Source organism: Janthinobacterium sp. FW305-129 (assembly GCF_020858115.1).
Classification (GTDB): domain Bacteria; phylum Pseudomonadota; class Gammaproteobacteria; order Burkholderiales; family Burkholderiaceae_D; genus Janthinobacterium.
This window is the reverse complement of record NZ_JACYMM010000007.1, coordinates 322,498-347,293: the sequence shown is the minus strand read 5'-3', so window position 1 is coordinate 347,293 and position 24,796 is coordinate 322,498. Positions and strand designations below refer to the sequence as shown.

Here is a 24,796-nt window from a genome sequence, read left to right as displayed (position 1 = left end):
CGACTACTTTACCTTGCCTTCTTTCCAAGCCTGCAATAATTTATCGTAGGCAATCGTTTCACCCTTCGGCTTTTCATTCGCCAGCTTTTTCCATGGCGCGTGCTGGTCCGACAGATACTGGTTCGGATCGACCTTCGGATTGAGCTTCGGTGCGCACGCCTTCATGCCGGCCCGCTGCAATCGCGCCATGACCTGGTCCATTTCCTCGGCCAGGTTATCCATGGCGGCTTGCGGCGTTTTTTCCGCCGTGATGGCCGTGGCCACGTTCTTCCACCACAGCTGGGCCAGCTTCGGATAGTCGGGCACGTTGTTGCCCGTCGGCGTCCACGCCACGCGGGCGGGGCTGCGGTAGAACTCGATCAAGCCGCCGTATTCGTTCGCGTGCTTCGTAAAATAATCGTGGCGGATGTCGGAATCGCGGATAAACGTCAGGCCGACGATGGATTTCTTCAGCGACACGGTTTTCGACGTGACGAATTGCGCGTACAGCCAGGCGGCGGCCTTGCGGTCGTCCGGCGTGGACTTGAACAGGAACCACGAACCGACGTCCTGATAGCCGTTCTGCATGCCCTCTTTCCAGTACGGGCCGTGCGGCGACGGCGCCATGCGCCATTTCGGCGTGCCGTCCTTGTTGACTACTGGCAAGCCCGGTTTCGTCATGCCGGCCGTAAATGCCGTGTACCAGAAGATTTGCTGGGCGATTTCGCCCTGCGCCGGCACGGGGCCCGATTCCGAGAAATTCATGCCGTTCGCCTGCGGCGGCGCGTATTTCTTCATCCAGTCGATATATTTCGTCAGCGCAAAGACGGCCGCCGGCGAATTGGTGGCGCCGCCGCGCGACATCGACGCGCCCACGGGCGTGCACTTGTCGGCCGCCACCTTGATGCCCCACTCGTCGACCGGCATGCCGTTCGGAATGCCCTTGTCGGCCGCGCCAGCCATCGACAGCCACGCATCCGTAAAACGCCAGCCCAGGGATGGATCTTTCTTGCCGTAATCCATGTGGCCATACACTTTCTTGCCGTCCAGTTCCTTCACGTCATTGGTGAAGAAATCGGCGATGTCTTCGTAGGCGGACCAGTTCTGCGGCACGCCCAGCTCGTAGCCATACTTGGCCTTGAACTTGGCTTGCAAATCCTTGCGCGCGAACCAGTCGGCGCGGAACCAGTACAGGTTGGCAAATTGCTGGTCGGGCAATTGATACACCTTGCCGTCCGGCGCCGTCGTGAAGCTGATGCCGATGAAATCCTTCAAGTCCAGGCCCGGATTCGTGAATTCCTTGCCCTTGGCGGCCATGTAGTCGGACAGCGGTTCCACGGCGCCATAGCGGTAGTGGGTGCCGATCAGGTCGGAATCGGAAATCCAGCCGTCATAAATGCTCTTGCCCGACTGCATCGACGTCTGCAGCTTTTCCACCACGTCGCCTTCCTGGATGATGTCGTGGCGCACCTTGATGCCCGTGATTTCCTCGAAGGCCTTGGCCAGGGTCTTCGATTCGTAGACGTGGGTGTCGATGGTTTCCGAGACCACGGAAATTTCCTTGATGCCCTTGGCTTTCAGCTTGGCCGCCGCATCGATGAACCATTTCATTTCAGCAAGCTGTTGCTGCTTGCTCAGGCTGGATGGCTGGAATTCCTTGTCGATCCAGGTTTGCGCCTGCTTGGCGTCGGCCAGGGCCGCGTTCGACACGAGCATGGCCGCAGCCGCGAAGACCGTGAACTTCAATTTCATCGTGAATCTCCTTTTATTTTATTGCCGGCCGCCTGCTGACGGTCCGGCCTCCATCAACACCGGCAAGCCGGTCATCCCCAACGCATTACAATTACCAACAAGACAAAACTAATCGCAGCCCCGATGGCCTGCTGCATTTCCGTAAATCCCGCCCAGGCCAGATTGACATACGCGGCCGTCAACAGCCCGATGAACAGGCGGTCGCCGCGCGTGGTCGGCATCGGCAGGAAACCTTTTCGTTCGATGCTGGGCGAGCGGATTTGCCACACCGTCATGCCGGCCAGCATCAAGCCGATGCAAATGAAGAAGATGGCCACTTCCGGCGTCCACGCCATCCAGCCGAACAGGCTGGCTATGCTATCGGTATTGTTTTCCATATCACACCCTCCCCATCGCAAAACCCTTGGCAATGTAATGCCGCACGAACCAGATCACCAGCGCGCCGGGCACGATGGTCAAGACGCCGGCCGCCGCCAGCACGCCCCAGTCCATGCCGGCCGCCGAGACGGTGCGCGTCATGGTGGCGGCGATCGGCTTGGCATTGACGGAAGTCAAGGTGCGCGCCAGCAGCAACTCCACCCAGCTGAACATGAAGCAAAAGAACGCCGTCACGCCCACGCCGGACTTGATCATCGGCAAGAAAATGCGGATGAAGAAGCGGGGGAAGCTGTAGCCGTCGATATACGCCGTCTCGTCGATTTCCTTCGGCACGCCGGACATGAAGCCCTCCAAAATCCACACGGCCAGCGGCACGTTGAAGACCATGTGCGCGAGCGCCACGGCCAGATGCGTATCCATCAGGCCCACCGTCGAATACAGCTGGAAGAACGGCACGAGGAAGACGGCGGGCGGCGTCATGCGATTGGTCAACAACCAGAAGAACAGATGCTTATCGCCGACAAAGTTATAGCGGGAAAACGCGTACGCGGCCGGCAAGGCGACGGTGACCGACATCACCATGTTCAAGGCCACGTAAATCATGGAATTGATGTAGCCGCTGTACCAGGAACGGTCGGTAAAAATCGTGTGGTAGTTGGCGAACGTCAGTTGCTGGGGCCACAGGCTCAACACGCCCACGATTTCCTCGTTGGTCTTGAGCGACATATTGAGCATCCAGTAGATGGGCAACAGCGAGCCCAGCAAAAAGACCACGAGGATGGTGCTGCTCATTTTCTTGTGCATCATTTCTGGTCTCCCGTGCCGACGCGCTGCATCCACGTGTACAGCACAAAGCAGAACAGCAGGATGATGAGGAAATAGATCAGTGAAAAGGCCGAGGCCGGCCCCAGGTCGAACTGGCCCACGGCCTTTTGCGTCAGGTATTGCGACAAAAAGGTGGTCGCATTGCCCGGTCCGCCGCCCGTCAGCACGAACGGTTCCGTGTAGATCATGAAACTATCCATGAAGCGCAGCAAGACGGCGATCATCAGCACATTGCGCAGTTTCGGCAGCTGGATGTAGCGGAACACGGCCAGGCGCGAGGCGCCGTCGATGCGTGCCGCCTGGTAATACGCGTCGGGAATGGCGCGCAAGCCCGCATAGCACAGCAGCACGACCAGCGGCGTCCAGTGCCAGATATCCATCACCATCACCGTCAGCCAGGCGTCAAGCGAGTTGCCGTTGTAGTTGTAGTCGAATCCCAATTGATTCAGGGTGTAGCCCATCAGGCCGATGTCGCCGCGGCCAAAGATTTGCCAGATGGTGCCCACCACGTTCCAGGGAATCAGCAAGGGCAGCGCGATCAGCACCAGCGCCAGCGACGCCTTCCAGCCATCGGCCGGCATGCACAGGGCGATCAGGATGCCGAGCGGAATCTGGATGGCCAGCACGGAGCCGGAAAACAGCAGCTGGCGCAGCAAGGCGCTGTGCAAGTCGCCGTCCAGCATGACCATGCGGAACCATTCCGTGCCCACGAATACCTTTTGCGTGGGGCTCAGAATATCCTGCACGGAATAATTGACCACCGTCATCAGGGGCAGGATGGCGGAAAAGGCCACGCACAGCAGCACGGGCAAGATCAATAGCCAGGCGCGGCGGTTGTTATCGGTTTTACCGTTATGTATCATCAGGCCACCCGCTTATCGTTGACATAGAACAAGGTGCGTTGCGGCGGAAAATGCAGCCGCACGGCATCACCCACCACCGCATCGATGGCGCGCAGCTTGGCTGCCACCGTCGCGCCGCCCAGCTGGAATTCCGCCAGGTAATGCGTGCCCATGTTGCGCACGGCCGTCACCGTGGCGTCCAGGCAGTGATCGCTGCCCGCACCGCCCTCGCCCGCCTTCAGGCATGCGACGAATTCGGGCCGCACGCCCAGCGTGATTTTCCCTTGCGCGCCAGCCAGGGCCGCGCGGGCGGCGGCGGACACGGCCAGCAGCTGCCCCGCCACGCGCACGCCGCCATCGCCCATGCTGCAATCGAGCAAGTTCATGCCCGGGTTGCCGATGAAATAGCCGACAAACGTATGCTCGGGTTCCTCGAACAGCGCCTGCGCGCTGCCCGTCTGCACCACTTCGCCCTGCGTCATGACGACCACCTGGTCGGCAAAGGTCAAGGCTTCCACCTGATCGTGCGTGACGTAGATCAACGATAACTTCAATTCGTGGTGGATTTCCTTCAACTTTCTGCGCAGCAGCCATTTCAAATGCGGGTCGATCACCGTCAGCGGTTCGTCGAACAGCACGGCCGCCACGTCGGGGCGCACGAGGCCCCGGCCCAGCGAAATCTTTTGCTTGGCATCCACGGACAAGCCGCTGGCGCGCAGTTTCAGGTCGCCCGTCAGCTCCAGCATCTGCGCCACCTGCTGCACGCGCTTTTTCACCTCGCTCTCTTTCCAGCCGCGATTGCGCAGCGGAAACGCCAGGTTGTCGTGCACGGTCATGGTGTCGTAGATGACGGGAAACTGGAACACTTGCGCGATATTGCGTGCTTCCGTCGGCAGCTGCGTCACGTCCTTGCCGTCGAACAGCACCTTGCCATGCGACGGTTTCACGAGGCCGGAGATGATATTGAGCAAGGTCGTCTTGCCGCAGCCGGACGGCCCCAGCAAGGCATACGCGCCGCCGTCATGCCACTCCATGCTCATGGGCCGCAGCGCATAGTCGGCGGGTGCCGCCGGGTTCGGTTTGTAGGCGTGGGCCAGGTCCACCAGTTCGATGCGCGCCATGTCACACTCCCCCTTGCGCAGGAGCAAACAGCAGCCCGCCATCGTCGGCGAAGATCAGCAAGGCGTGCGGCTGGCAATACACGGTGCAGGCGCTGCCGATCTCCAGGTTGTGCACGCCGCCGAGCTGCGCCACCAGGGCCAGCTCGCCCCGGCGCGCATGCACATAGGTTTCCGAGCCGCTGATTTCCGCCAGGTCCACCGTAGCGGCGATGGCTACGTCGCCTTCGGACTGGGGAGATAAATGCAGACTGTGCGCGCGCACGCCGAGGATCACGTCGCGCCGCTCGCCGAGGCGGGCGCGCTGCGCGCCGCTCAGGTGTATCGACAGGCCGTCGGCCGCCTGCGCCACGCCGTGACCATCCACGCGGGCGGGAATCAGGTTGATGGGCGGGTCGCTGAAGGTGCGCGCCACGTCGATGGAATTGGGCGCGTTGAAGACGTCCAGGGTCGGCCCCTGCTGCAGCAAGCGTCCCTCGTGCAGCACGGCCACGTGGCCGCCCAGCTGCAGCGCTTCCAGCGGCTCCGTGGTGGCGTACACGACCGTCGTGCTGCCGCTGGAAAACAGTTCCGTCAATTCGCGGCGCAATTCCTCGCGCAGTTTGTAGTCGAGGTTGACCAGGGGCTCGTCGAGCAGCAGCAACGACGCATCCTTGATCAGCGCGCGCCCCAGCGCCGTGCGCTGCTGCTGCCCGCCGGACAATTCGCCCGGCGTGCGCTGCAGATACGGCGTGATATGCAGGCGCTCGGCCAGCGCCAGCACCTTGGTGCGGATCTGTTCCTCGGGCACCTTGCGCAAACGCAAGGGCGAAGCGATATTGTCGTAGACGGTGAAGGCCGGATAATTGATGAATTGCTGGTACACCATGGCCAGGTTGCGCTTGCTGACGGGCACGCCCGTCACGTCGACGCCATCGGCCGTGACCGTGCCCCCGCTGGGCTTGTCCAGCCCTGCCATCACGCGCATCAGGGTCGTCTTGCCGGCACGCGTGGTGCCCAGCAAGACGTTGATGGCGCCCGGCACCAATGCCAGCGACATCGGATATAAATAATCGTCAGCCCCCTGCTTCCTGCTGATCTTGTCCAGTACCAGTTGCACGCGCTTCTCCTCCAGTGATGTGTTCTTATTCTTCGCCGCGCCCTCTGCGGGGTGCGGTCGCTTACGTGTGCTGCTTACGACGACAACGGGTGCTGCAACAGCCAGGCGTCGAGCGTGCCCGCCGTCCCGCGCGGCAGGTGCAGGCCCAGCTTGGAGCGCCGCCACAGCATGTCGGCCGCGCTGACGGCCCATTCGTGGCGCCGCAAATAGTCCACTTCCGCCGCGTACAGGCCGGCGGCGATTTCCTCGCCCATGGCCGCCACATCCGTCCGCCCGGCCAGCAGCACGTGGATGCGCGTGCCGTAGGCGCGTGCATAGCGCGCCACCAGCGGCGCCGGCAGCCACGCGTATTCGCGCTGCAAGCCTTGCACGAACTGGCCGAACTCGCGCACGGAGCGGTTCTGCGGCGTGCTGCCGAACACGTCGCCGCCGGGCAGGCAGGCGTTGGCCGTCCAGGCCGGCAGCGCATTGCCTGGCGCCGGCGCCAGCAACGGTGCGAGCACATCGAGCGCTTCCTCGGCCAGCTTGCGAAACGTGGTGATCTTGCCGCCAAAAACACTCAGCAGCGGCGCGCCTTCCCGGTCCAGCTCGAAGCGGTAATCGCGCGTGACGGCCTTGGCGTCGGCCGCCGCGTCTTCCACCAGCGGGCGCACGCCCGCATACGTCCAGACCACGTCTTCTGGATTGACGGGCTTGCTGAAATAGTAACTGGAAAGCTCGCACAAGTAACGAATTTCCTCGTCGTCGATTTCCACCTTGCCGCTGTCGCCGTGATAGTCGAGATCGGTGGTGCCGATCAGGGTGAAATCGTGCTCATACGGAATGGCAAACACGATGCGCCCGTCCGGATGCTGGAAGATGTACGCATGATCATGCTCGAACAAGCGCTTGACGACGATATGGCTGCCTTTGATCAGGCGCAAATGCCGGCCCTGCCCGCCGGGCGCCGCCTGCTGCAGGAATTCGGCCGTCCACGGCCCTGCCGCATTGACGACGCTGCGCGCGCGCACGGACAGCTGACGTCCGTCGCCTTGCAGCAGGGTCGCCAGCCAGCAAGCGTCCGCACCCGCGCCGTCGCGCCGCAGGGCCGTGCAGCGCGTCTGCGTGAGGATGGTCGCGCCCTTGTCCGCCGCGTCGATGGCGTTCAAGACCACCAGGCGCGCATCATCGACCCAGCCGTCTGAATACACGAAGCCGCGCTTGAACTGGGGTTTTAATGGTTTGCCGGCCGCGTGGCGCGCCAGGTCGATGCCCTGCGAGCCAGGCAGGATTTCGCGCTTCGCCAGCATGTCGTACAGAAACAGGCCGGTGCGTATCAGCCAGGCGGGGCGCTGACCCTGGGCGTGCGGCATTACGAAGCGCAAGGGCCACATGATGTGCGGCGCCGAGCGCAGCAGCACTTCGCGCTCGATCAGCGCCTTGCGCACGAGGCCGAATTCATAGTATTCGAGGTAGCGCAGGCCGCCGTGTATCAGCTTGGTGGAGGCGGACGAGGTATGCGCGGCCAGGTCGTCCTTTTCGCACAGCACCACGGACAAGCCGCGCCCGGCCGCGTCGCGCGCGATGCCGGCGCCATTGATGCCGCCGCCGACCACCAGCACGTCGCATGCCATCGTTGTCTCCACACCTTGCTGTGCTGCGGCCATCGGGACTCCGTGTCTGTCGGGGAAAGGCCGGCGAGGAAAGACTAGGCATCGCCGGCGACTGTCGTTAAGATCAATACAGCTGTAATTCGAATGCAATATGGATAAGATACGCCAGATTGCGAATCGATAGCAACATATTTTTATCACTATTTGTTCGTTTTTGTTCGTTTGTGATTTTTAAAGAGACAAGCCCATGATTTTGAATCCCCGCCAGCGCCGCCTGCTCGAAGTGGTGCGCCAGAAGGTCACGATGTCCGTCGAAGAGCTGGCGCAGCAGCTGGACGTGACGCCGCAAACCGTGCGCCGCGACGTCAAGCAGATGGAGGAAGCGCGCCTGCTGGCCCGCTACCACGGCGGCGTGGGCTTGCCCTCGTCCGTGGAAAACATCGATTACAGCCAGCGGCAAGTATTCAACAGCGAGGCCAAGCGGCGCATCGCCGCCGCCGTCGCCGCGCAGGTGCCGCACGGCTGTTCGCTCTTGATCAATATCGGCACGACGACCGAGGAAGTGGCGCGCGCGCTGGGCCGGCACACGGGCTTGCACGTGGTGACGAACAACCTGAACGTGGCCGCCATCCTGGCCGACAACGCCGCCTGCGAAGTCATCGTGGCCGGCGGCGTGGTGCGCGGACGCGACCGCGGCATCGTCGGCGAAGCCACCATCGACTTCATCCGCCAGTTCAAGGTCGACATCGGCATCATCGGCATTTCCAGCATCGATGAAGACGGCAGCCTGCGCGACTTCGACGCGCGCGAAGTCAAAGTGGCGCAAGCCATCATCGAGCAGTCGCGCGAAGTGTGGCTGGTGGCCGACCAGCATAAATTCGGCCGCAAGGCGCTGGTGCGGCTGGCCGACCTGGCGCAAGTCGATATCCTGTTTACGGATGCGCCGCCGCCGCCCCGCTTTGCCGAAGTATTGCGCGAAGCGGGCGTAAAGGTGGTGCTGGCCTGAACGGGCGGCATTTCTGAAGGAAAACCACGCGCTGTCGCGTGGGCAATACATCTGGCGTTGGCCAGCAGACTAAATGATATGAAATATTTATCAATTCGGCAAAAATGCTGTTACCATTGATGCAACATGAGTTATTTTTTTAATCTTCCTCTCTGGCAATACGATTATTCGCTTGATATTGTTTTTTATCTATCCAGAGCAAGAAAAAAGGAAAAATTCTTTGCCGGTAAGTGATTTCCTGTGAAAACAGTGTTAGAAATACCTCAAGCACGATGATTGTTCCCAAACAAACCACTCGACAGCAAGCGTGAAGGCCTTAACCATGCCGGCAACGCCGCCTAGTGAAGGAAAAGAAATGAGCCATAATTTTGAAACGGCCGCCATGCCGCAAGCCGCCCATCCCAACAGCGTTCCCGTCAGCGAGCTGGAAGCCCATCTCGGTTACTGGCTGCGTTTCGTTTCCAACCACGTTTCCCACAGCTTCCAGAAAAAAGCGGAAGCCAATGGCGTGACGGTCTCCGAATGGGTGGTGCTGCGCGAAATGTTCCGCCTGGGCTGCACCTCGCCCACGGTGCTGGCGCAAGTGTCCGGCATGAGCAAGGGCGCCGTATCGAAGCTGATCGACCGCCTGGAAAGCAAGGGCATGGTCAGCAAGTCCATCCTGCTGGCCGACCGCCGCCAGCACTCGATCGAACTGACCACGGAAGGCGAGGCGCTGGTGCCCGTGCTGGCCGGGATGGCCGACCAGAACGACGAGGAATTCTTCGGCCAGTTGCCGCGCCAGCTGCGCGACGACCTGCTCGAAGCGATGAAGGAAGTGGCGCGCACGCACCAGCTCAAGAACGCCCCGCTGAACTAAGCAGTAACACATGCGGCAAGGGTGACACGCTGGCGCGGGCGCTTCGGCTATGATGCTGGCCTGACTGTTTACCAGGAACACGCATGGCCCTGCACATCGAAACTCCCTTGCTCAATTCGCGCGCCCTGAGCCTGCACAGCGAACGCGCCATCTGGCTCAAGCTCGAAGCCTTGCAGCCGCCCGGCTCCTTCAAGATCCGCGGCATCGGCCTGGCGTGCGAAGAATACGCGCGGCGCGGCGCCAGCCGCTTCATCTCCTCTTCCGGCGGCAATGCCGGCATCGCCGTCGCCTATGCGGGACGCCAGCTGGGCATTCCCGTCGTCGTCGTCGTGCCGGAAACGACCAGCGAACGGGCCAGGGCCCTGATCGCCCAGGAAGGCGCCGAAGTCATCGTGCACGGCGCCGCCTGGCAAGAAGCCAACGCGCTGGCGCAATCGATGCTCACGCCGCAAGACGCCTTTCTGCACCCGTTCGACGACCCGCTGCTGTGGCAAGGCCACGCCGGCATGATCGATGAAGTGGCCCGCGCGGGCCTGAAACCGGACGCCGTCGTGCTGTCGGTGGGCGGCGGCGGCTTGCTGGCCGGCGTGGCCGAGGGCTTGCAGCGCAACGGCTGGGACGACGTGGCCCTGGTGGCCGTGGAAACGGAGGGCGCCGCTTCGCTGGCGGCCGCCGTGGCCGCGCGCGAACACGTGGCCCTGCCCGCCGTGAGCAGCATCGCCACCTCGCTGGCCGCGCGCCAGGTCTGCGCGCAGGCATACGCCATCAGCCAGAACCGCCTGCTGCACAGCGTGGTGGTATCGGACCGGGCCGCCGTCGACGCCTGCCAGCGTTTTATCAGCGACCAGCGCCTGGTGGTGGAACCGGCCTGCGGCGCGGCGCTGGCCGCCGTCTACGGCAAGGCGCCGGAACTGGCGCCCTACCGCAACGTGCTCGTCATCGTCTGCGGCGGCGTGACGGCCACCACGCAGCAGCTGGACCAGTGGACTGCCACCCTGTAGCACCTACGGCGCCGCCTCAAGCAGCGCCACGCCGTCGCGGCCCTGCCCCTTGGCCGCATACAGGGCCTGGTCGGCCAGGTCCAGCAGCTGCGCCGGCGTCAGCGCGCCTTCGCGGAAGATGGCGATGCCGATGCTGGTCGTCACCGGCAGCGGGCCGCCGGCCAGCGCAAACGGCTGGCGGATGGCGTCGATGATCTTCGCGCCGATCTGGCGCACTTCGGCCGCGCCGTTCACGCCTTCGAAAACGATCACGAATTCGTCGCCGGCCAGGCGCGCCACCAGGTCGCTGGCGCGCACGCTGCGCACCAGGCGCGCGGCGAATTCCTTCAGCACCTCGTCGCCCGCCTTGTGTCCCAGGCTGTCGTTGATGGCCTTGAAACGGTCGATATCGAGATAGGCCAGCGCCATCGGCGCGCGTGCCGCGCGCGTGCGCTGCATGCTTTGCGCCAGCTGTTCGTCGAAGCGGCGCCGGTTGGCGATGCCCGTCAGGGTGTCGGTGGCGGCGGCGAACTGCAGCGCCGTATGCACGGCCTTGGTCTTGGTGATTTCGTGGATCAGGCCATACACGCCTTCCACCGCGCCGCTCTCGCCCACGTCGGGCACGTAACTGGTCTGGAAGGTCCGCTGGCCAGCCTCTCCCACGCCATCGACGGTAAACTCATATTCAACTTCTTCGCCCGCAAAGGCGCGCCGCAGGTAGGCTTCGCGCAATTGATACGCTTCCTCCCCCAGCACCTCGCGGATCGACTGCATCAGGCTTTCCCGCTGCGACCTGCCGAACCATTTTTCAAACGTCGCGTTGATGAACTGGTAACGGTGCTCGCGGTCGATGTAGACGATTACCACGGGCACGTGGTCCGTCAGCAGCTTCAGGCGCCGCTCGCTGTCGCGCGTCTGCGCCACGGCGATTTCGCGCTCGGCCACCAGCGAATAGAAATCGCGGCTCAAGTCGCCGATCTCGTCGCGCCGCTCGATCTGCAGCGCCTCGATACCCAGGCGCTGGCGGCGGATTTCATGCACATGGTGGCGCAGGCGCGCCAAAGGCTGCAGCAGGCGCAGCACCACGCGCCAGCCGGCCAGTCCTGCCAGCGCCGCCAGCAGCACGGCGGCCAGCAATATCTTGCTGCGGATGGCGTGCAGCGGCGCGAACGCGTCGCGCATGGGATACACGGACGCCAGGATCCAGCCGGTGGCGGCGATGCGGTGGTAGGCGAACAGCGCATCGACGCCTTGCGTGGTGGTGCCCGTCATCCAGCCCTCGAAACCCTGCATGGCGCGCCGCGTCGGTTCGCTGATGGGGCCATGCGCTTCGATATGCTGCATGATGCGCGACTTGTCGGGATGCTCGACGATGACGCCTTCATTCGTCATGATGTACAGGTAGCCGCCCGGACCCGGCTTGAGCGCGCCCAGGCGCCCCAGGAAATCGGGCTGGCGCAGGTTGACGCTGGCCGCCAGCACATAACGCACGGCGCCCTGCGCGTCGAACACGGGCTGCGTCACCACCACGATGGGCATGCCGGAAATGCTGCCGTTGAGCGGCGCGGAAATCACCGAGCGCCGGGCCGCCAGCGTCTGGTCGAAGTACGGGCGGCCTGTCACGTTCATCCCCGCCTGCGGCTTGAAGGGGCCCACGCTGGCCAGCAGGGAGCCATCGCTGGCCACCACGCCGGCCGTATAGAACTCCTTGCCCAGCACCGTTTGCGCGGCCAGGAAGCGCTGCAGGCTGGCGCCGTCGTGCGCGCCGCCGGCTGCCAGGCTGTCGGCGATGGCGCGCAGCACGTTGCGCTTCGCGTCGAGCTCCTCGTCGATGAAGACGGCGGCGCTGGCCAGCGATACGTACTGCTGCCGGCCCGTGACGTCGCGCATGCCGCGCTCGGCCACGGCCAGGGTGGCCAGCGCCAGCGAAGCCACGGCAGCCAGCACGAGCAGGAAGACGACCACGCTCATGCGCGCCTTCAGGCTGGCCGGCAGGCGCCGGCGCAATCGTTTGCGCCAGGTCGTCACGGCCGCTGCCGCAGGTACCGGCAGATGCGCTCGACCGACTCGTCCAGCGCCAGCGCCTGGGTATCGAGCGTCAGGGCGGCGGCCAGCGGCGCTTCATAGGGCGCGGAAATGCCCGTGAACTGCGCCAGCTGGCCCGCGCGCGCCTTTTCGTACAGCCCCTTGGGATCGCGCGCCTCGCACACGGCCAGCGGCGTGCTGACGTGGACTTCGATGAAATGCGCGGCGCCGATGATGGCGGCGGCCATGGCCCGGTCGGCGCGGTAGGGCGAAATGAAGGCGGCGATGACGGTCAGGCCCGCCCCGTTCATCAGGCGCGCCACTTCAGCCGTGCGGCGGATGTTTTCATGCCGGTCTTCGGGCGTAAAACCGAGGTCGCGGTTCAAGCCGTGGCGCAGCTGGTCGCCGTCGAGCACCGCCACGGCGCGGCCCTGCGCCTTGAACTGGCGCGCCAATGCGTCGGCGATGCTGGTCTTGCCGGCGCCGCTCAAGCCCGTCAGCCAGACCGTGGGGTGTTGTGCTGCTGTCATCGCACTGCCTCTCTGTTATAGAGCTGGCAATATAACAAAGCCGTGCCGGAAAGGACAGATTTTCAGGCCGCGCTGCGCGCCTCAAGCAGCAACTGTCGTATCTCGGGCACGCAGGAGCCGCAATTGCCGCCCGCCTTGACGCAAGCCGTCACCTGCGCCGTCGTCGTCAGCTTCTGCTCCACGATGGCGGCGCAGATGGTGTTGCGTCCCACGCCAAAGCACGAACACACGGTGGGGCCGGCGTCAGCGCCCTTGCCGATGGGCTGGCCCAGCAGCACGCCGGCGCGATCAAGCGCCTCCATTTGCGCGTGCGCAAACAGGCTGGCCAGCCAGCTGCGCGACGGCAGGTCGGGACGGGGCGAAACATACACGCATTGCGCGATGCGCCCCTCGTCCAGGTGCACGGCGCGGTACACGCCGGCGCTGGCGTCCGCGTAATCGAGCCAGTCGGCATCCTGGTCGGTGACGCCCAGCAGCGCGCGCGCCCAGGCGCCCAGGTCGGCGATGCGCTGGCGGCCCGCCAGCTCGTAGCGCAAAAACTGCTCGCCCTGCACGCGCGTCCAGTGCGCCACGCCGTCCAGGTTCAAGGGCGTGCGGCTCAGCACAAACGCATGCCAGTGCACGCGGAATTGCTCGATGCGCACGGGCGTGTGCTTGAATTCCGGCTCGCCAGAGACGGGATCGACGGCCGGATTGACGACGGCGCCCACGCGCGCATCGGACGCATTCGCGTCGCTCCAGTGGATCGGCACGAAGACCTGGCCGCGCGCGATGCCGCCGCCATGCACGACGCGCGCCACCATCGCGCCCCAGGCGCTGGAAATGCGCGCCAGTTCGCCTTCGCGCACGCTGTACAGCAGCGCATCCTGCGGGTGGATGTCGATGAACGCTTCGGCGACGTGGCCGGACAATTTCGCCGCCTTGCCCGTGCGCGTCATCGTATGCCACTGGTCGCGCACCCGGCCCGTGTTCAGGATCAGCGGATAGTCTTCATCGGGCGCGTTGCGCGGCGCGCGCGGCGCCGTCGGCACGAAGCGCGCGCGCCCGTCCGCATGCGCGAAGCGGCCGTCGCCGAACAGGCGCGCCCGGCCCTGCGGCCACTGCTGCGGCGCCAGGGCGTCGTATTGCGCTGCATCAAGGTTCTCCAGGCCCGCCAGATTGAACAGGCGCGCCGTTTCCGCCCCGTTGCGGAAGGTCGACAGGCGCGCATGCTCGTTAAAAATGGCTTGCGGCGACGTGAAATCGAAGCCCGCGTAGCCCATGCGCCGCGCCACGTCGCACAGCACGTCCCAGTCGGCGCGCGCCTCGCCCGGCGCCGGCAAGAACGCGCGCTGGCGCGAGATGCGGCGCTCGGAATTGGTCACCGTGCCATCCTTTTCGCCCCAGCCCAGCGCGGGCAGCAGCACGTCGGCATGCGCGTTCGTATCCGACCCGGCGCTGATGTCCGACACCACCACCAGCTCGCACCTGGCCAGCGCGCGGCGCACCTGGTCGGCGTCCGGCATGCTGACCAGGGGATTGGTGGCGATGATCCACACGGCCTTGACCTTGCCCGCTTCGATCGCGTGGAACAGTTCCACGGCCTTCAGGCCAGGCTTGTTCGCGATGCGCGGCGCGTCCCAGAACGTTTGCACGGTATCGCGGTGCAGCGGATTGTCCAGTTCCAGGTGCGCCGCCAGCATATTGGCCAGGCCGCCCACTTCGCGCCCGCCCATGGCATTCGGCTGGCCCGTCAGCGAAAACGGCCCCATGCCGGGCTGGCCGATGCGGCCCGTCGCCAGGTGGCAGTTGATGATGCTGTTGACCTTGTCCGTGCCGCTCGATGACTGGTTCACGCCCTGCGAAAAGGCCGTGACGACCTTGCGCGTGGCGGCAAACGCCTGGTAAAACGCCAGCAGGGCTTGCGGGGCGACCTTGCAGATGCGCGCCACCTGCAGCGGGTCGCCGCAGTCCGCGTGCGCGGCCGCCAGCGCCTCATCGAGGCCGCGGCTGTGCCGCGTGACGAAAGCGTCGGCGATCACGCCCTCCTTCGCCAGATAGCACAGCAAGCCGTTGAACAGCCACACGTCGGTGCCCGGTTTCACGGGCAGGTGCAGGTCGGCCAGCTCGCAGGTGGCCGTGCGGCGCGGATCGATCACCACCAGTTTCATCTCCGGCCGGGTTTCCTTGATGCGGGCGATGCGCTGGAACAAAATCGGATGGCACCAGGCCGTGTTCGAGCCCACCAGCACGATCATGTCGGCCAGTTCCAGGTCTTCATAGCAGCCGGGCACGATATCCTCGCCGAACGCGCGCTTGTGTCCCGCCACGGCCGACGACATGCACAGGCGCGAATTGGTATCGATGTTCGCGCTGCCCACGTAGCCCTTCATGAACTTGTTGGCCACATAATAATCTTCCGTCAGCAGCTGGCCCGAGACGTACAGGGCGACGGCGTCGGGGCCGTGCTCGTCGATGATGGCGCGCAGGCCGCCGGCGACTTGATCCAGCGCAAAGTCCCAGGAAGTGCGCCGCAGCACGCCGTCGACGCGCACCTGCGGCTGCAGCAGGCGCTGGTCGAGGTCCAGGGTATCGCCCAGGGCCGAGCCTTTTACGCACAGGCGGCCCAGGTTGGCCGGGTGGCTGGCGTCGCCGGCGATGCGGATGGCGCCGTCGGGCAGGCGTGTCGCTTCCACGCCGCAGCCGACGCCGCAGTATGGGCAAGTGGTTTTTACGGGCGTGCAGCTTGTCATGGAATGTCCTGTCAGGCGGCCTGGGCGCACAGCGCCTGGCCAAACAATAAATGGGCGCGCAGCTTGCTGATGTCGCGGCGCTGCTGGATCAGGTCGAAATACCAGGGGCCGTCCTGCACGTCGCCATACAGCACGGCGCCGGCCAGGCGGCTGCCCTGCACCACGAGGCGCTTGTAGATGCCGCGGCGCGGGTCGCGCAGCACGAGGTCTTCGCTGCCCTCGCCGCCGAGAATGTCGCCGGCCGAATACAGGTCGATGCCCGTCACTTTCAGTTTGGTGGCGCTGGCCTGCTGCACGTAGCGGCGGTGTCCGGCGCCGGCCAGGTGCGCGCCGCACACGCGCGCCTGTTCCCAGATGGGCGCCACCAGGCCGAAGGTGGCGCGCCGGTGCTGCACGCATTCGCCCACGGCGTACACGCGCGGATCGTAGCTTTGCAGGCAGTCGTCGACGACGATGGCCCGCTCGCAATGCAGGCCGGCCGCTTGCGCCAGCGCAATGTTCGGGCGCACGCCGGCCGTCATCACCACCAGGTCGGCGGGAATGCTGCTGCCGTCCGCAAACTGCACGCCTTCCACGCGGACGCTGCCCATGATGGCGGACGTTTGCGCATGCATTAAAAACCGCAGGCCGCGCGCTTCCAGCGCCGTTTTCAGCAGCAGCGACGCGGGTGCGTCGAGCTGCTGGTTCATCAGCGCGCCGCTCATGTGCACCACCGTCACATCCATGCCCTGGCGCTGCAGGCCGTTGGCCGCTTCCAGTCCCAGCAAGCCGCCGCCGATGACGACCGCGTGACGGTGCTTGCGCGCCGCCCGCAGCATGGTGTCGACGTCGTCGATGTCGCGAAAACCGATCACGCCGGGCAGTTCGTGGCCCGGCACGGGCACGATGAAGGGCGTGGAACCGGTCGCCAGCAGCAGGCGGTCATAGCGCACCTCGATGCCGGACAGCGCTTGCACCGTGCGCGCCTGCCGGTCGATGTGCACCACGGGGTCGCCCGCGTGCAGGGTGATGCCGTTGTGCGCATACCAGTCGCGCGTGTGCAGCATAATGTCGTCCACCGTCTTTTCGCCGGCCAGCACCGGGGACAGCAGGATGCGGTTGTAATTGCCGTGCGGTTCGGCGCCGAACACGGTGATGTCGTACAGGTCCGGCGCGAGTTTCAGCAATTCCTCGACCGTGCGCATGCCGGCCATGCCGTTGCCGACCACGACTAAAGACGGCCGTGCGGCGGTGTTCATATGGCCACCCACACCAAGCCGCCGAACACGCGCGCCGGCCAGGCGGCCACCGAGTGTTCAGGCGCTTCGATGCACTCGCCGCTGGCCAGGTCGAAATGCTGCTTGTAGATGGGCGACGCCACCACGACGCGCTCGCCGATGCTGCCCACCAGGCCGCGCGACAGCACGGAAGCGCCCGCGTTCGGGTCGACGTTGTCGATGGCGTACACGCGCGGCGCGGCATCGCCGACGCGGAACACGGCCACGTGGCGCCCCTGCAGCAGCGCGCACACGCCCGTGTCGGGTACGATGTCGGTCAGGGGGCAGATGGCCGTCCAGTTGTCGGCGCTGGCGCTGTTCAATTCATTCATCGCATTCATGGCTCACGCCTCCACGGCAAGGATGGGGATCACGGTGCTGCGGCGTTCAAGGGGCGAGGCGGGCCGGATCTGGCCCCGCTCTTCGACGAACACCACGTTTTCATCGTTTTTTTCGCTGTTGACGAAGTGGCGGAAGCGCTGGCGCACGGCGGGGTTGGACACGGCCGCCTTCCACTCGCAGGCATAGGTGTCGACCACGTGCTGCATGTCCGCTTCCAGCTCGTGGGCGATGCCCAGGCTGTCGTCGATGATGACGCGCTTGAGGTAATCGAGGCCCCCTTCCAGGTTGTCGCGCCACACGCTGGTGCGCTGCAGGCGGTCGGCCGTGCGCACGTAGAACATCAAAAAGCGGTCGACATAGCGCACCAGGGTGGCTTCATCGAGATCCGATGCGATCAGTTCCGCGTGGCGCGGCTTCATGCCGCCGTTGCCGCACACGTACAGGTTCCAGCCCTTTTCCGTGGCGATCAGGCCGATGTCCTTGCCTTGCGCCTCGGCGCATTCGCGCGTGCAGCCGGAGACGCCGAACTTGATCTTGTGCGGCGTGCGCAAGCCCTTGTAGCGGTTTTCCAGTTGAATGGCGAAACCCACGCTGTCGGCCACGCCATAGCGGCACCAGGTGGAACCGACGCAGGATTTGACCGTGCGCAAGGATTTGCCGTAGGCGTGGCCCGATTCGAAGCCGGCCGCGATCAGCTCTTCCCAGATGGCCGGCAGCTGGTCCACGCGGGCGCCGAACAGGTCGACCCGCTGGCCGCCCGTGATCTTCGTATAGAGACCGTATTTTTTCGCCACCATGCCGACGGCGATCAAGCCGTCGGCCGTCACTTCGCCGCCCGGCATGCGCGGCACCACCGAGTACGTGCCATCCTTCTGGATGTTGCCAAGGAAGTAATCATTGCTGTCCTGCAGGCTGGCGTGCACGGGCGACAGCACGAAATCGTTCCAGCAAGACGCGAGGATATTCGCTGCCACGGGCTTGCACACGTCGCAGCCGAGGCCTTGGCCGTGCGCGGCCAGCAGTTCGCCGAAGCTGCGGATCTTGCCCACGCGGACCATGTGATGCAATTCCTGGCGCGAGTACGCAAAGTGCTCGCACACGTGATTATTGACGGCCAGACCCTGCTTCTGCATTTCCGCCTTCATGATCTGCGTCACCAGCGGTACGCAGCCGCCGCAGGCGGTGCCGGCCTTTGTGCAGCTTTTGAGGGCAGCGATGGTGGTCGCGCCATCGGCGACGGCCGCGCACAGCGCGCCTTTCGACACGTCGTTGCACGAGCAGATTTGCGCAGCATCGGGCAAGGCGTCCACACCGAGTCCGGCCTTTTGCTGGCCGTCCGCCTGCGGCAGGATCAGGAATTCGGGGAACTCGGGCAGCTCAATCTTGTTGAGCATCATCTGCAAGAGCGTGCCGTATTCGCTGGCGTCGCCCACCATCACGCCGCCCAGCAGGTATTTGCCGCAGTCGGAAACGACGATCTTCTTGTATATCTGCTTGCGCTCGTCCATGAACTGGTAGGAGCGGCTGCCCGGCGCATTGCCGTGCGGGTCGCCCAGGCTGGCCACGTCCACGCCCATCAGTTTGAGCTTGGTGCTCATGTCGGCACCCTTGAACGACGCTTCGCCCTCCTCCTGCAACAGGTGGCGGGCAGCGATGCGCGCCATTTCGTAGCCGGGCGCCACCAGGCCGAACACCAGGCCGCCCCACAGCGCGCATTCGCCGATCGCGTAGATGTCCGGGTCGGAGGTGACGCAGCTGTCATCGATGGCGATGCCGCCGCGCGGCCCCACCTCCAGGCCGCAGGCGCGCGCCAGCTCGTCGCGCGGGCGGATGCCGGCCGAGAAGACGATCATGTCTGCTTCCAGGTGGCTGCCGTCGGCGAACTGCATGCGGTGCGTGGCAGATTCGCCGTCGACGATGGCCAAGGTATTCTTTTGCGTGTGCACGGTCACGCCCAGTTCCTCGATCTTGCGGCGCAGGACGCGCGCGCCGCCTTCATCGACCTGCACGGCCATCAGGCGCGGCGCGAATTCCACCACGTGGGTGTCGAGTTTCAGGTCGCGCAAGGCCTTCGCGCATTCGAGGCCCAGCAAGCCACCGCCGATCACCACGCCCGTGGTGGATCTGGCGCCCCAGGCCAGCATGGCTTCCAGGTCTTCGATGGTGCGGTAGACGAAGCAGCCATCCCTCTCCTTGCCAGGCAGCGGCGGCACGAACGGCGTGGAACCGGTGGCGAACACGAGTTTGTCGTAGATCAAGACTTCGCCCGTGCTGGCTGTGACGGTTTTCGCCGCGCGGTCGATGGATACGGCGCGCGCATTGAGCTTCAACACGACGTTGCCCTTGTCGAAGAAGCCGGGCGCCACCAGCGACAGATCCTCGGCCGACTTGCCGCTGAAAAATTCGGACAGGTGTACGCGGTCGTAGGCGGGACGCGGCTCTTCGCACAAGACCGTGACGGACAAGTGCGGCGCGTTTTCCAGCGCCAGGCGTTCGAGGAATTTATGTCCGACCATGCCATGGCCAAGGACGACGATCTTCAGGGGGTGGTTCATTGCGCTCTCCTCAGGCCGCGGCCATGTTCGGTTCGGCCGCTTCGCGGGTAAAGCGCACGGCGATGGCGCACAGGGCCGAGACCACCACCAGCGCGCTCAGGATGATCAGGGTCTGGCGGATGTCGCCCGTGCCCTTCATCAGGAAGCCGGCCGCCACGGCGCCCACGTTGCCGCCCGCGCCGATGATGCCGGCCACGCCGCCCAGCGCGCGGCTGTCGATGAAAGGCACCAGCGCATAGGTGGCGCCGCACGCCATGTGGGTGAACAGGCCGAAGACCAGCATGGCGATAACGGCGTAGGTGACGCTGTCGACCTTGGCAAACCACAGCAAGCCCACGCCTTCGCCGATCATCAGCATGAACAGCAGGGTGACGCGGCTGTTCAGGTTGCCGCGCAGGGCCAGTTTGTCGGACAGCCAGCCGCCCAAAGCGCGGGCAAACAGGGCCAGCAAGCCGAAGCTGCCGGCGGCCAGGCCCGCCGATTTCAACGACAGGCCGAAATGGTCGACGTAGTAGACGGCGGCGATGTTGTGGATGAAGATCTCGATGCCGAAGCAGGCGCCGTAGGTAACGAACAGCAGCCACACGCGATAATTGCTGCTGGCGGCCTTGAAGCTGTCCCAGCCACCGGCCGGAGCATGTCCGGCCTTTCCTCCCTCAATAGACACGCCAGCCTTGCGCAAATCCGAGTAATTGCCTTCCGGGCAATCCTGCGTGTAGCGCCAGTACAGCACGGCCATGACCAGCATCAGCACGCCCGGCACCAGCAGCGCCACGCGCCAGCCCAGCGACTCGGACACGCCCAGCATCACTACGGCACCGAGCAGCAAGGGCATCAAGGCCTGTGCCGCGCCGCCGCCCGCATTGCCCCAGCCGGCGGCCGCCGCATTCGCCGTGCCGACGACGCGGGGGGCGAACATCACGGAGGTGTGATATTGCGTAATGACAAAGCTGGCACCGACGGCGCCGATGCCCAGGCGGAAGAACAGGAAACTTTCATAGCTTTGCGACGCGGCCACGCCCAGCACGGGGATGGCGCCCAGCAGCAGCAAGCCCGTGTAGGTCTTGCGCGGGCCGTAGCGGTCGCACAAGGGTCCCACGATCAGGCGCACGAGGATGGTGATGGCGACGGCGGCGATATTGATGTTCGCCACTTGCGCCAGGGAAAGGCCGAACTCGCCCTTGATGACAGGCATCAGCGGCGCGCAGGCGAACCAGGCGAAGAAGCACACGAAAAATGCCATCCACGTCAGGTGGAATGCCCGCATGGGCGGCGTGGCGAGGGAGAAGAGCGCGATGCTTGTTGCTTTTTGGCTGGCCATGATGGTTTCCCGAAGTATCCCGAAAATAACAAAAATGCAAACAAAAACGGCGCCCGCCCCCGCCGATGGAAAAAATCAGCCAGAGCGGACGCCGTTGTCCAGGTGGTCCGTCGTTGGACCGTTGTGCGTTTATTCAGGGGATCGCCGTTGATCCGTATCTTCTGTCTAGCAAGCGCCGTGCCAGGCCCGTCCCAAGGGGGATGCCCCCTATCCGCACGGTCTTTGCGCCAGATCATGGCATCTGGCGGTGCAGGCGCGCCTCTTCTTGGTGCGTCGCGGAACTCGAAAGTGGCAATGATTGTCTAATTATTATTGAGTTCATGTAGCGGAGGCCGGCATGGTCGGGCAACTGCGGCAAGTGCTGCCACGGCGCGGCGTGGGGCGTGCACTGGCGTGCGCCTGCGTGGGGGCGCTGTTGATCGCCTGGAGCAAGTGTGCTGCGTCGCAAGATGGCTCCCCCGAACCCCGCGAACACAGCGAGCTGGACGCGACCGTGTTCGCGCCGTTCCATGCCGCGCGCGGCGAGCGGGGCACGCAGGCGCGCAGCGCGCAGTCACGTACATTTATTGTGCGCCTCAGTTATCCGGACGAGGGCCGCCCCCATGCGGTGCGCTGGACCTTGACCCTGTCCGGCCCCGGCCCGCAAGGGGCCGTGCTGCGGCGCTGGTCGGGCACGGAACAGGTGGGCGCCGGCGGCAAGAGCGTGAACTTGCCCTGGGATGGCCGCGCCGATGCCGATGCGCGCGAACGGCGCATGCTGGCGCCGGACGGCTTGTACGCGCTGCGCCTGCTGGCCGTGGCCGATGCCGGCACCCCACGCGAGGCGCAGGTGGAACAGCAGTGGCAAATCCAGGTGCAGCGGGGCGCCAGCACGGCGCCCAGGGTGCCCGCCTTCCGGGCCGGACTGCTGCAGCTGCCCAGCCTGGACGGCCAGCCTGGCTACCGCATCGTCTACGCCAACCTGCACAGCCAGACGCGCCACAGCGACGGCGGCGCGGCGCTGAACGACTGCCATGGCGCGCAGGAACCGCAAACGGCGCCCTTCGGCCCCATCGATGCATACAAGTATGCGCAAGATCACGGCCTCGACGCGCTGCTGACATCCGAGCACAACCATATGTATGACGGTTCCGACGGCACCAACAGCACGGCCGAGCCAGCCGAAGCAAAAACCCTGTACCAGACGGGGCTGGCCGAAGCGGCCGCGTACACGGCCGCGCATCCCGGCTTCCTGGCCCTGTACGGCATGGAATGGGGCGTCATCAACAAGGGCGGCCACCTGAACATCTTCAACAGCGACCAATTGCTGGGCTGGGAAAGGAATGCCCGGGGCGAACTGCTGGCCGACGTGGCAACGCCGAAAAGCGACTACGCCGCCCTGTATGCGCTGATGCGCGAACGGGGCTGGATCGGCCAGTTCAACCACCCGGCGCAAACGGGCCAGTTTCTCGTCAACGGCCAGCCGCTCGGCTACACGCCGGACGGCGACGCGGCCATGGTGCTGTGCGAAGTCATGAACACGTCCGCTTTTTCCACCAACGACGGGGAAACGGAAACGCGGCGCAGCAACTACGAGGCGGCCTGCAACCGCGCCCTGGCGGCCGGCTATCACGTGGCATTCAGCAGCAACCAGGACAACCACTGCGCCAACTGGGGGGCGTCGTACGGTAACCGCACGGCCGTGCTGGTGGCCAGCCCGGCCGCCGGCATGTCCGTGTCGCGCGACAGCTTCCTCGACGCGCTGCGCGCGCGCCGCGTGTTTGCCACCATGGACAAGCACGCGCAACTGCTGTTCACGGCAAATGGCAAGCTGATGGGCGAGCGATTCGACAACCACGGGCCTTTGCAGCTATCCACCCATTTCAGCAACGACACGGGACGGCAAGCGGCCGCCGTCGCCATCTTCCACGGCGTGCCGGGCGGCAACGGTTCCGTCACGCAAGTATCGGATCAGGCCGAGCTCACCCTCACGCCCGCGCCCGGCCCCCATTTCTATTACGCAAGGTTGACGCAAGACGACGGCAATATCGTCTGGTCGGCGCCCGTGTGGGTCAATCAGCTGCCGTGAACGCCCCCCGGCCAATAGCCCAATAGCAGCAGGTTTTCCCTCGCACGATTGCCCGTCGTGGCGGTTACGCACACTGATCTATGGCAACATGGCAACGCCGTTTTGACAACAAGGCGGCGCAACCGTCAATGCCAGGGAACAGGATGAAACCAAAAGCACTGATCATCGCCAATATTGAAGAGTTCTTGCTGGAGCCGCTGACCGCAGCGGGCTTCAAGTTCTCGCCAAGCCAGCTGACCTTCAAGCGCACGCAGAACGAATTCATCCAGACCATCCATTTCCAGGCCAACCGATACAACGAAGAGCATGTCTGCGTGGCATTCTGGAGCCACTATCAGGTTGCGTCCAGGTCCTACGCATCGTGGCACACGGCGCGCTACGGCCGTGAACCTGTCAACCATATCGTTGGCGGTGTGGCGGACTGGAATATCCCGAACTGGCAATTCCCTGTCATCGATGGCAAACAGGACAAAGAACACCAGCTCGTCGATCCATCCCGTCGGGCAACCGTCATGGCTTGCCTACGGGACAATCTGCTGGCGTTGGCCATTCCCTGGCTCGACCACCGGTCCAACTGGGAAAATGCGGCCCTGGCCCTGGTCGAAGCGCAAGACTCGCATGCCAGGGCCTGCGATTTCTATCTGATGGCGGGCAAGCAGGAAAAAGCCTTGTGGGCCTTGAACGAAGGCATTGCCTACTGGGAAAGAAATCCCCAGGCATCTGATCCGCAAGAAAAAGAGGAGATCGCTTTGCGTATGGATAAATACTTCAATGCTTGAACACCCTACACCATGACCGAAATCACTTGTCCCTACGATGGCGACTGCGGGCGCCATTTCGACCCCAGCGCAATGGATGCCTCAGATGAAGCGTTCTTGAAAACGGCCATCGGCAAAAAAATGACATTCATGTTCCTGCACTGCCCCGCATGCGCAAGGACGTTCCAGTTCAATCCGGTCGCCTGGACAGCGCAGGCTTGCGAAGCCGTCGTCCCCAAGGCCGCCAAAGTAGCGAAGCAAAGCGGCAAGCAGCTGGAAAAATGGCTGGCAAGCGAAAAAGTGGCCCTGCCCCAGGCCTATCTCGAGCACCTGCGCAGCGGAAAGCCGCGTCCCGGCGTGGCGATTGTCAGCGATGAAGATCACTTCACGCTGTACAGCCTGGACGCGCTGTGTCAAGACGTCGAGGTGGATGGAACAAGGTATCTGGCAGTCAGGCAGCTGGCCGGCTTTGCGCAAACCCTGGCACAGGCGGCGGGCACGGATTCGAAGCAGGCAGCGCCGTTCAGTCTGGCCGAGCTGGCGGCCTGCCTGTCCATCGGCGAGGAAAACACGCGCATCCTGTTCATCGACAGCCGCGACAACGATGCATTGTGGATTTATCACCCTGACGGCGGCGATGTCGAAAAGACGCGGCTTACCGTGAGCGCCCTGACCGAACCTGGCGCCTCCTGAACGGCGCGACAGGCCGCAGATTCTGCGGCCGGCATCCATTCCAGCAAACAATATTAGAAAAACATGCTATTTTTCAAATAGTCGTC

Annotated in this window: 19 protein-coding genes and 1 pseudogene; 6 read left to right on the top strand and 14 right to left on the bottom strand. The window is 64.4% G+C overall.

Translation table 11 applies throughout. The annotated features are described in order from the left end of the window. Positions 1-3: 3 nt before the first annotated feature. The 7 genes from IGS61_RS16760 to glpD form a co-directional block, all read right to left on the bottom strand. Positions 4-1,731, bottom strand: a complete 1,728-nt coding sequence (locus tag IGS61_RS16760) for an ABC transporter substrate-binding protein (RefSeq protein ID WP_230540705.1) — start codon at positions 1,729-1,731, stop codon at positions 4-6. A gap of 71 nt (positions 1,732-1,802) precedes the next feature. Further along, positions 1,803-2,078: a DUF2160 domain-containing protein gene (locus tag IGS61_RS16755; RefSeq protein WP_230540747.1), complete on the bottom strand. Its 276-nt coding sequence runs from the start codon at positions 2,076-2,078 to the stop codon at positions 1,803-1,805. A gap of 31 nt (positions 2,079-2,109) precedes the next feature. Further along, positions 2,110-2,916, bottom strand: a complete 807-nt coding sequence (locus IGS61_RS16750) for a carbohydrate ABC transporter permease (RefSeq protein WP_070256602.1) — start codon at positions 2,914-2,916, stop codon at positions 2,110-2,112. Further along, positions 2,913-3,797 carry a carbohydrate ABC transporter permease gene (locus IGS61_RS16745; RefSeq protein ID WP_034754965.1) on the bottom strand — a complete coding sequence of 295 codons (885 nt, stop codon included), beginning with the start codon at positions 3,795-3,797 and terminating at the stop codon, positions 2,913-2,915. The genes IGS61_RS16750 and IGS61_RS16745 overlap by 4 nt, the downstream gene beginning before the upstream one ends. Beyond that, positions 3,797-4,897 (bottom strand): ABC transporter ATP-binding protein, encoded by a 1,101-nt coding sequence (locus IGS61_RS16740; protein WP_230540704.1) that lies wholly within the window; start codon positions 4,895-4,897, stop codon positions 3,797-3,799. The genes IGS61_RS16745 and IGS61_RS16740 overlap by 1 nt, the downstream gene beginning before the upstream one ends. 1 nt (position 4,898) lies before the next feature. Further along, positions 4,899-5,993, bottom strand: coding sequence for an ABC transporter ATP-binding protein (locus tag IGS61_RS16735; protein ID WP_230540703.1), 1,095 nt, complete (start codon positions 5,991-5,993; stop codon positions 4,899-4,901). 74 nt (positions 5,994-6,067) lie between these two features. Then, positions 6,068-7,606, bottom strand: coding sequence for a glycerol-3-phosphate dehydrogenase (gene glpD / locus IGS61_RS16730; RefSeq protein ID WP_230540702.1), 1,539 nt, complete (start codon positions 7,604-7,606; stop codon positions 6,068-6,070). Positions 7,607-7,832: 226 nt separating this feature from the next. On the opposite strand from glpD, the gene IGS61_RS16725 reads away from it, so the two are divergent. The 3 genes from IGS61_RS16725 (at position 7,833) to IGS61_RS16715 (ending at position 10,451) form a co-directional block, all read left to right on the top strand. Beyond that, entirely contained in the window at positions 7,833-8,591 is a 759-nt protein-coding gene (locus IGS61_RS16725; RefSeq protein WP_230540701.1) for a DeoR/GlpR family DNA-binding transcription regulator, read from the top strand. Between the two features lie 355 nt (positions 8,592-8,946). Then, positions 8,947-9,450 carry a MarR family winged helix-turn-helix transcriptional regulator gene (locus tag IGS61_RS16720; RefSeq protein ID WP_230540700.1) on the top strand — a complete coding sequence of 168 codons (504 nt, stop codon included), beginning with the start codon at positions 8,947-8,949 and terminating at the stop codon, positions 9,448-9,450. Between the two features lie 83 nt (positions 9,451-9,533). Further along, on the top strand, positions 9,534-10,451 hold the full coding sequence (locus tag IGS61_RS16715) for a pyridoxal-phosphate dependent enzyme (protein ID WP_230540699.1): 918 nt from the start codon (positions 9,534-9,536) through the stop codon (positions 10,449-10,451). A gap of 3 nt (positions 10,452-10,454) precedes the next feature. On the opposite strand, the gene IGS61_RS16710 is transcribed toward IGS61_RS16715, so the two are convergent. The 7 genes and pseudogenes from IGS61_RS16710 to IGS61_RS16680 form a co-directional block, all read right to left on the bottom strand. After that, positions 10,455-12,458: a diguanylate cyclase domain-containing protein gene (locus tag IGS61_RS16710; protein ID WP_230540698.1), complete on the bottom strand. Its 2,004-nt coding sequence runs from the start codon at positions 12,456-12,458 to the stop codon at positions 10,455-10,457. After that, positions 12,455-12,964, bottom strand: a pseudogene (gene cysC / locus IGS61_RS16705) (adenylyl-sulfate kinase); the annotation flags it as partial. The gene IGS61_RS16710 and the pseudogene cysC, both read right to left, overlap by 4 nt. Positions 12,965-13,047: 83 nt before the next feature. After that, entirely contained in the window at positions 13,048-15,717 is a 2,670-nt protein-coding gene (locus tag IGS61_RS16700; protein WP_230540696.1) for a nitrate reductase, read from the bottom strand. Positions 15,718-15,728: 11 nt separating this feature from the next. Further along, positions 15,729-16,955: an NAD(P)/FAD-dependent oxidoreductase gene (locus tag IGS61_RS16695; RefSeq protein ID WP_230540695.1), complete on the bottom strand. Its 1,227-nt coding sequence runs from the start codon at positions 16,953-16,955 to the stop codon at positions 15,729-15,731. Continuing rightward, entirely contained in the window at positions 16,952-17,314 is a 363-nt protein-coding gene (nirD, locus tag IGS61_RS16690) for a nitrite reductase small subunit NirD (RefSeq protein ID WP_442908076.1), read from the bottom strand. The genes IGS61_RS16695 and nirD overlap by 4 nt, the downstream gene beginning before the upstream one ends. 3 nt (positions 17,315-17,317) lie before the next feature. Next, complete coding sequence (gene nirB / locus IGS61_RS16685) at positions 17,318-19,870, bottom strand: nitrite reductase large subunit NirB (RefSeq protein WP_230540694.1); 2,553 nt, start codon at positions 19,868-19,870, stop codon at positions 17,318-17,320. Between the two features lie 10 nt (positions 19,871-19,880). Next, positions 19,881-21,191 (bottom strand): MFS transporter, encoded by a 1,311-nt coding sequence (locus IGS61_RS16680; protein WP_230540693.1) that lies wholly within the window; start codon positions 21,189-21,191, stop codon positions 19,881-19,883. Positions 21,192-21,528: 337 nt separating this feature from the next. On the opposite strand from IGS61_RS16680, the gene IGS61_RS16675 reads away from it, so the two are divergent. From IGS61_RS16675 to IGS61_RS16665, 3 genes are all read left to right on the top strand, one after another. Further along, a complete protein-coding gene (locus IGS61_RS16675; protein WP_230540692.1) occupies positions 21,529-23,259 on the top strand; it encodes a CehA/McbA family metallohydrolase in 1,731 nt (576 codons plus the stop codon). Positions 23,260-23,402: 143 nt separating this feature from the next. Further along, positions 23,403-24,038 carry a DUF4304 domain-containing protein gene (locus tag IGS61_RS16670; RefSeq protein ID WP_230540691.1) on the top strand — a complete coding sequence of 212 codons (636 nt, stop codon included), beginning with the start codon at positions 23,403-23,405 and terminating at the stop codon, positions 24,036-24,038. Positions 24,039-24,134: 96 nt separating this feature from the next. After that, positions 24,135-24,710, top strand: a complete 576-nt coding sequence (locus tag IGS61_RS16665; RefSeq protein ID WP_230540690.1) for a hypothetical protein — start codon at positions 24,135-24,137, stop codon at positions 24,708-24,710. Positions 24,711-24,796: the final 86 nt, after the last annotated feature.

Bases quoted from the DNA above. Each gene is read 5' to 3' on its own strand.
- IGS61_RS16760 (WP_230540705.1), bottom strand. From the start codon at position 1,731: ATGAAATTGAAGTTCACGGTCTTCGCGGCTGCGGCCATGCTCGTGTCG.
- IGS61_RS16750 (WP_070256602.1), bottom strand. From the start codon at position 2,916: ATGATGCACAAGAAAATGAGCAGCACCATCCTCGTGGTCTTTTTGCTG.
- IGS61_RS16745 (WP_034754965.1), bottom strand. From the start codon at position 3,797: ATGATACATAACGGTAAAACCGATAACAACCGCCGCGCCTGGCTATTG.
- IGS61_RS16740 (WP_230540704.1), bottom strand. From the start codon at position 4,897: ATGGCGCGCATCGAACTGGTGGACCTGGCCCACGCCTACAAACCGAAC.
- glpD (WP_230540702.1), bottom strand. From the start codon at position 7,606: ATGGCATGCGACGTGCTGGTGGTCGGCGGCGGCATCAATGGCGCCGGC.
- IGS61_RS16725 (WP_230540701.1), top strand. From the start codon at position 7,833: ATGATTTTGAATCCCCGCCAGCGCCGCCTGCTCGAAGTGGTGCGCCAG.
- IGS61_RS16720 (WP_230540700.1), top strand. From the start codon at position 8,947: ATGAGCCATAATTTTGAAACGGCCGCCATGCCGCAAGCCGCCCATCCC.
- IGS61_RS16715 (WP_230540699.1), top strand. From the start codon at position 9,534: ATGGCCCTGCACATCGAAACTCCCTTGCTCAATTCGCGCGCCCTGAGC.
- IGS61_RS16700 (WP_230540696.1), bottom strand. From the start codon at position 15,717: ATGACAAGCTGCACGCCCGTAAAAACCACTTGCCCATACTGCGGCGTC.
- IGS61_RS16695 (WP_230540695.1), bottom strand. From the start codon at position 16,955: ATGAACACCGCCGCACGGCCGTCTTTAGTCGTGGTCGGCAACGGCATG.
- nirD (WP_442908076.1), bottom strand. From the start codon at position 17,314: ATGAATGCGATGAATGAATTGAACAGCGCCAGCGCCGACAACTGGACG.
- nirB (WP_230540694.1), bottom strand. From the start codon at position 19,870: ATGAACCACCCCCTGAAGATCGTCGTCCTTGGCCATGGCATGGTCGGA.
- IGS61_RS16680 (WP_230540693.1), bottom strand. From the start codon at position 21,191: ATGGCCAGCCAAAAAGCAACAAGCATCGCGCTCTTCTCCCTCGCCACG.
- IGS61_RS16675 (WP_230540692.1), top strand. From the start codon at position 21,529: ATGGTCGGGCAACTGCGGCAAGTGCTGCCACGGCGCGGCGTGGGGCGT.
- IGS61_RS16670 (WP_230540691.1), top strand. From the start codon at position 23,403: ATGAAACCAAAAGCACTGATCATCGCCAATATTGAAGAGTTCTTGCTG.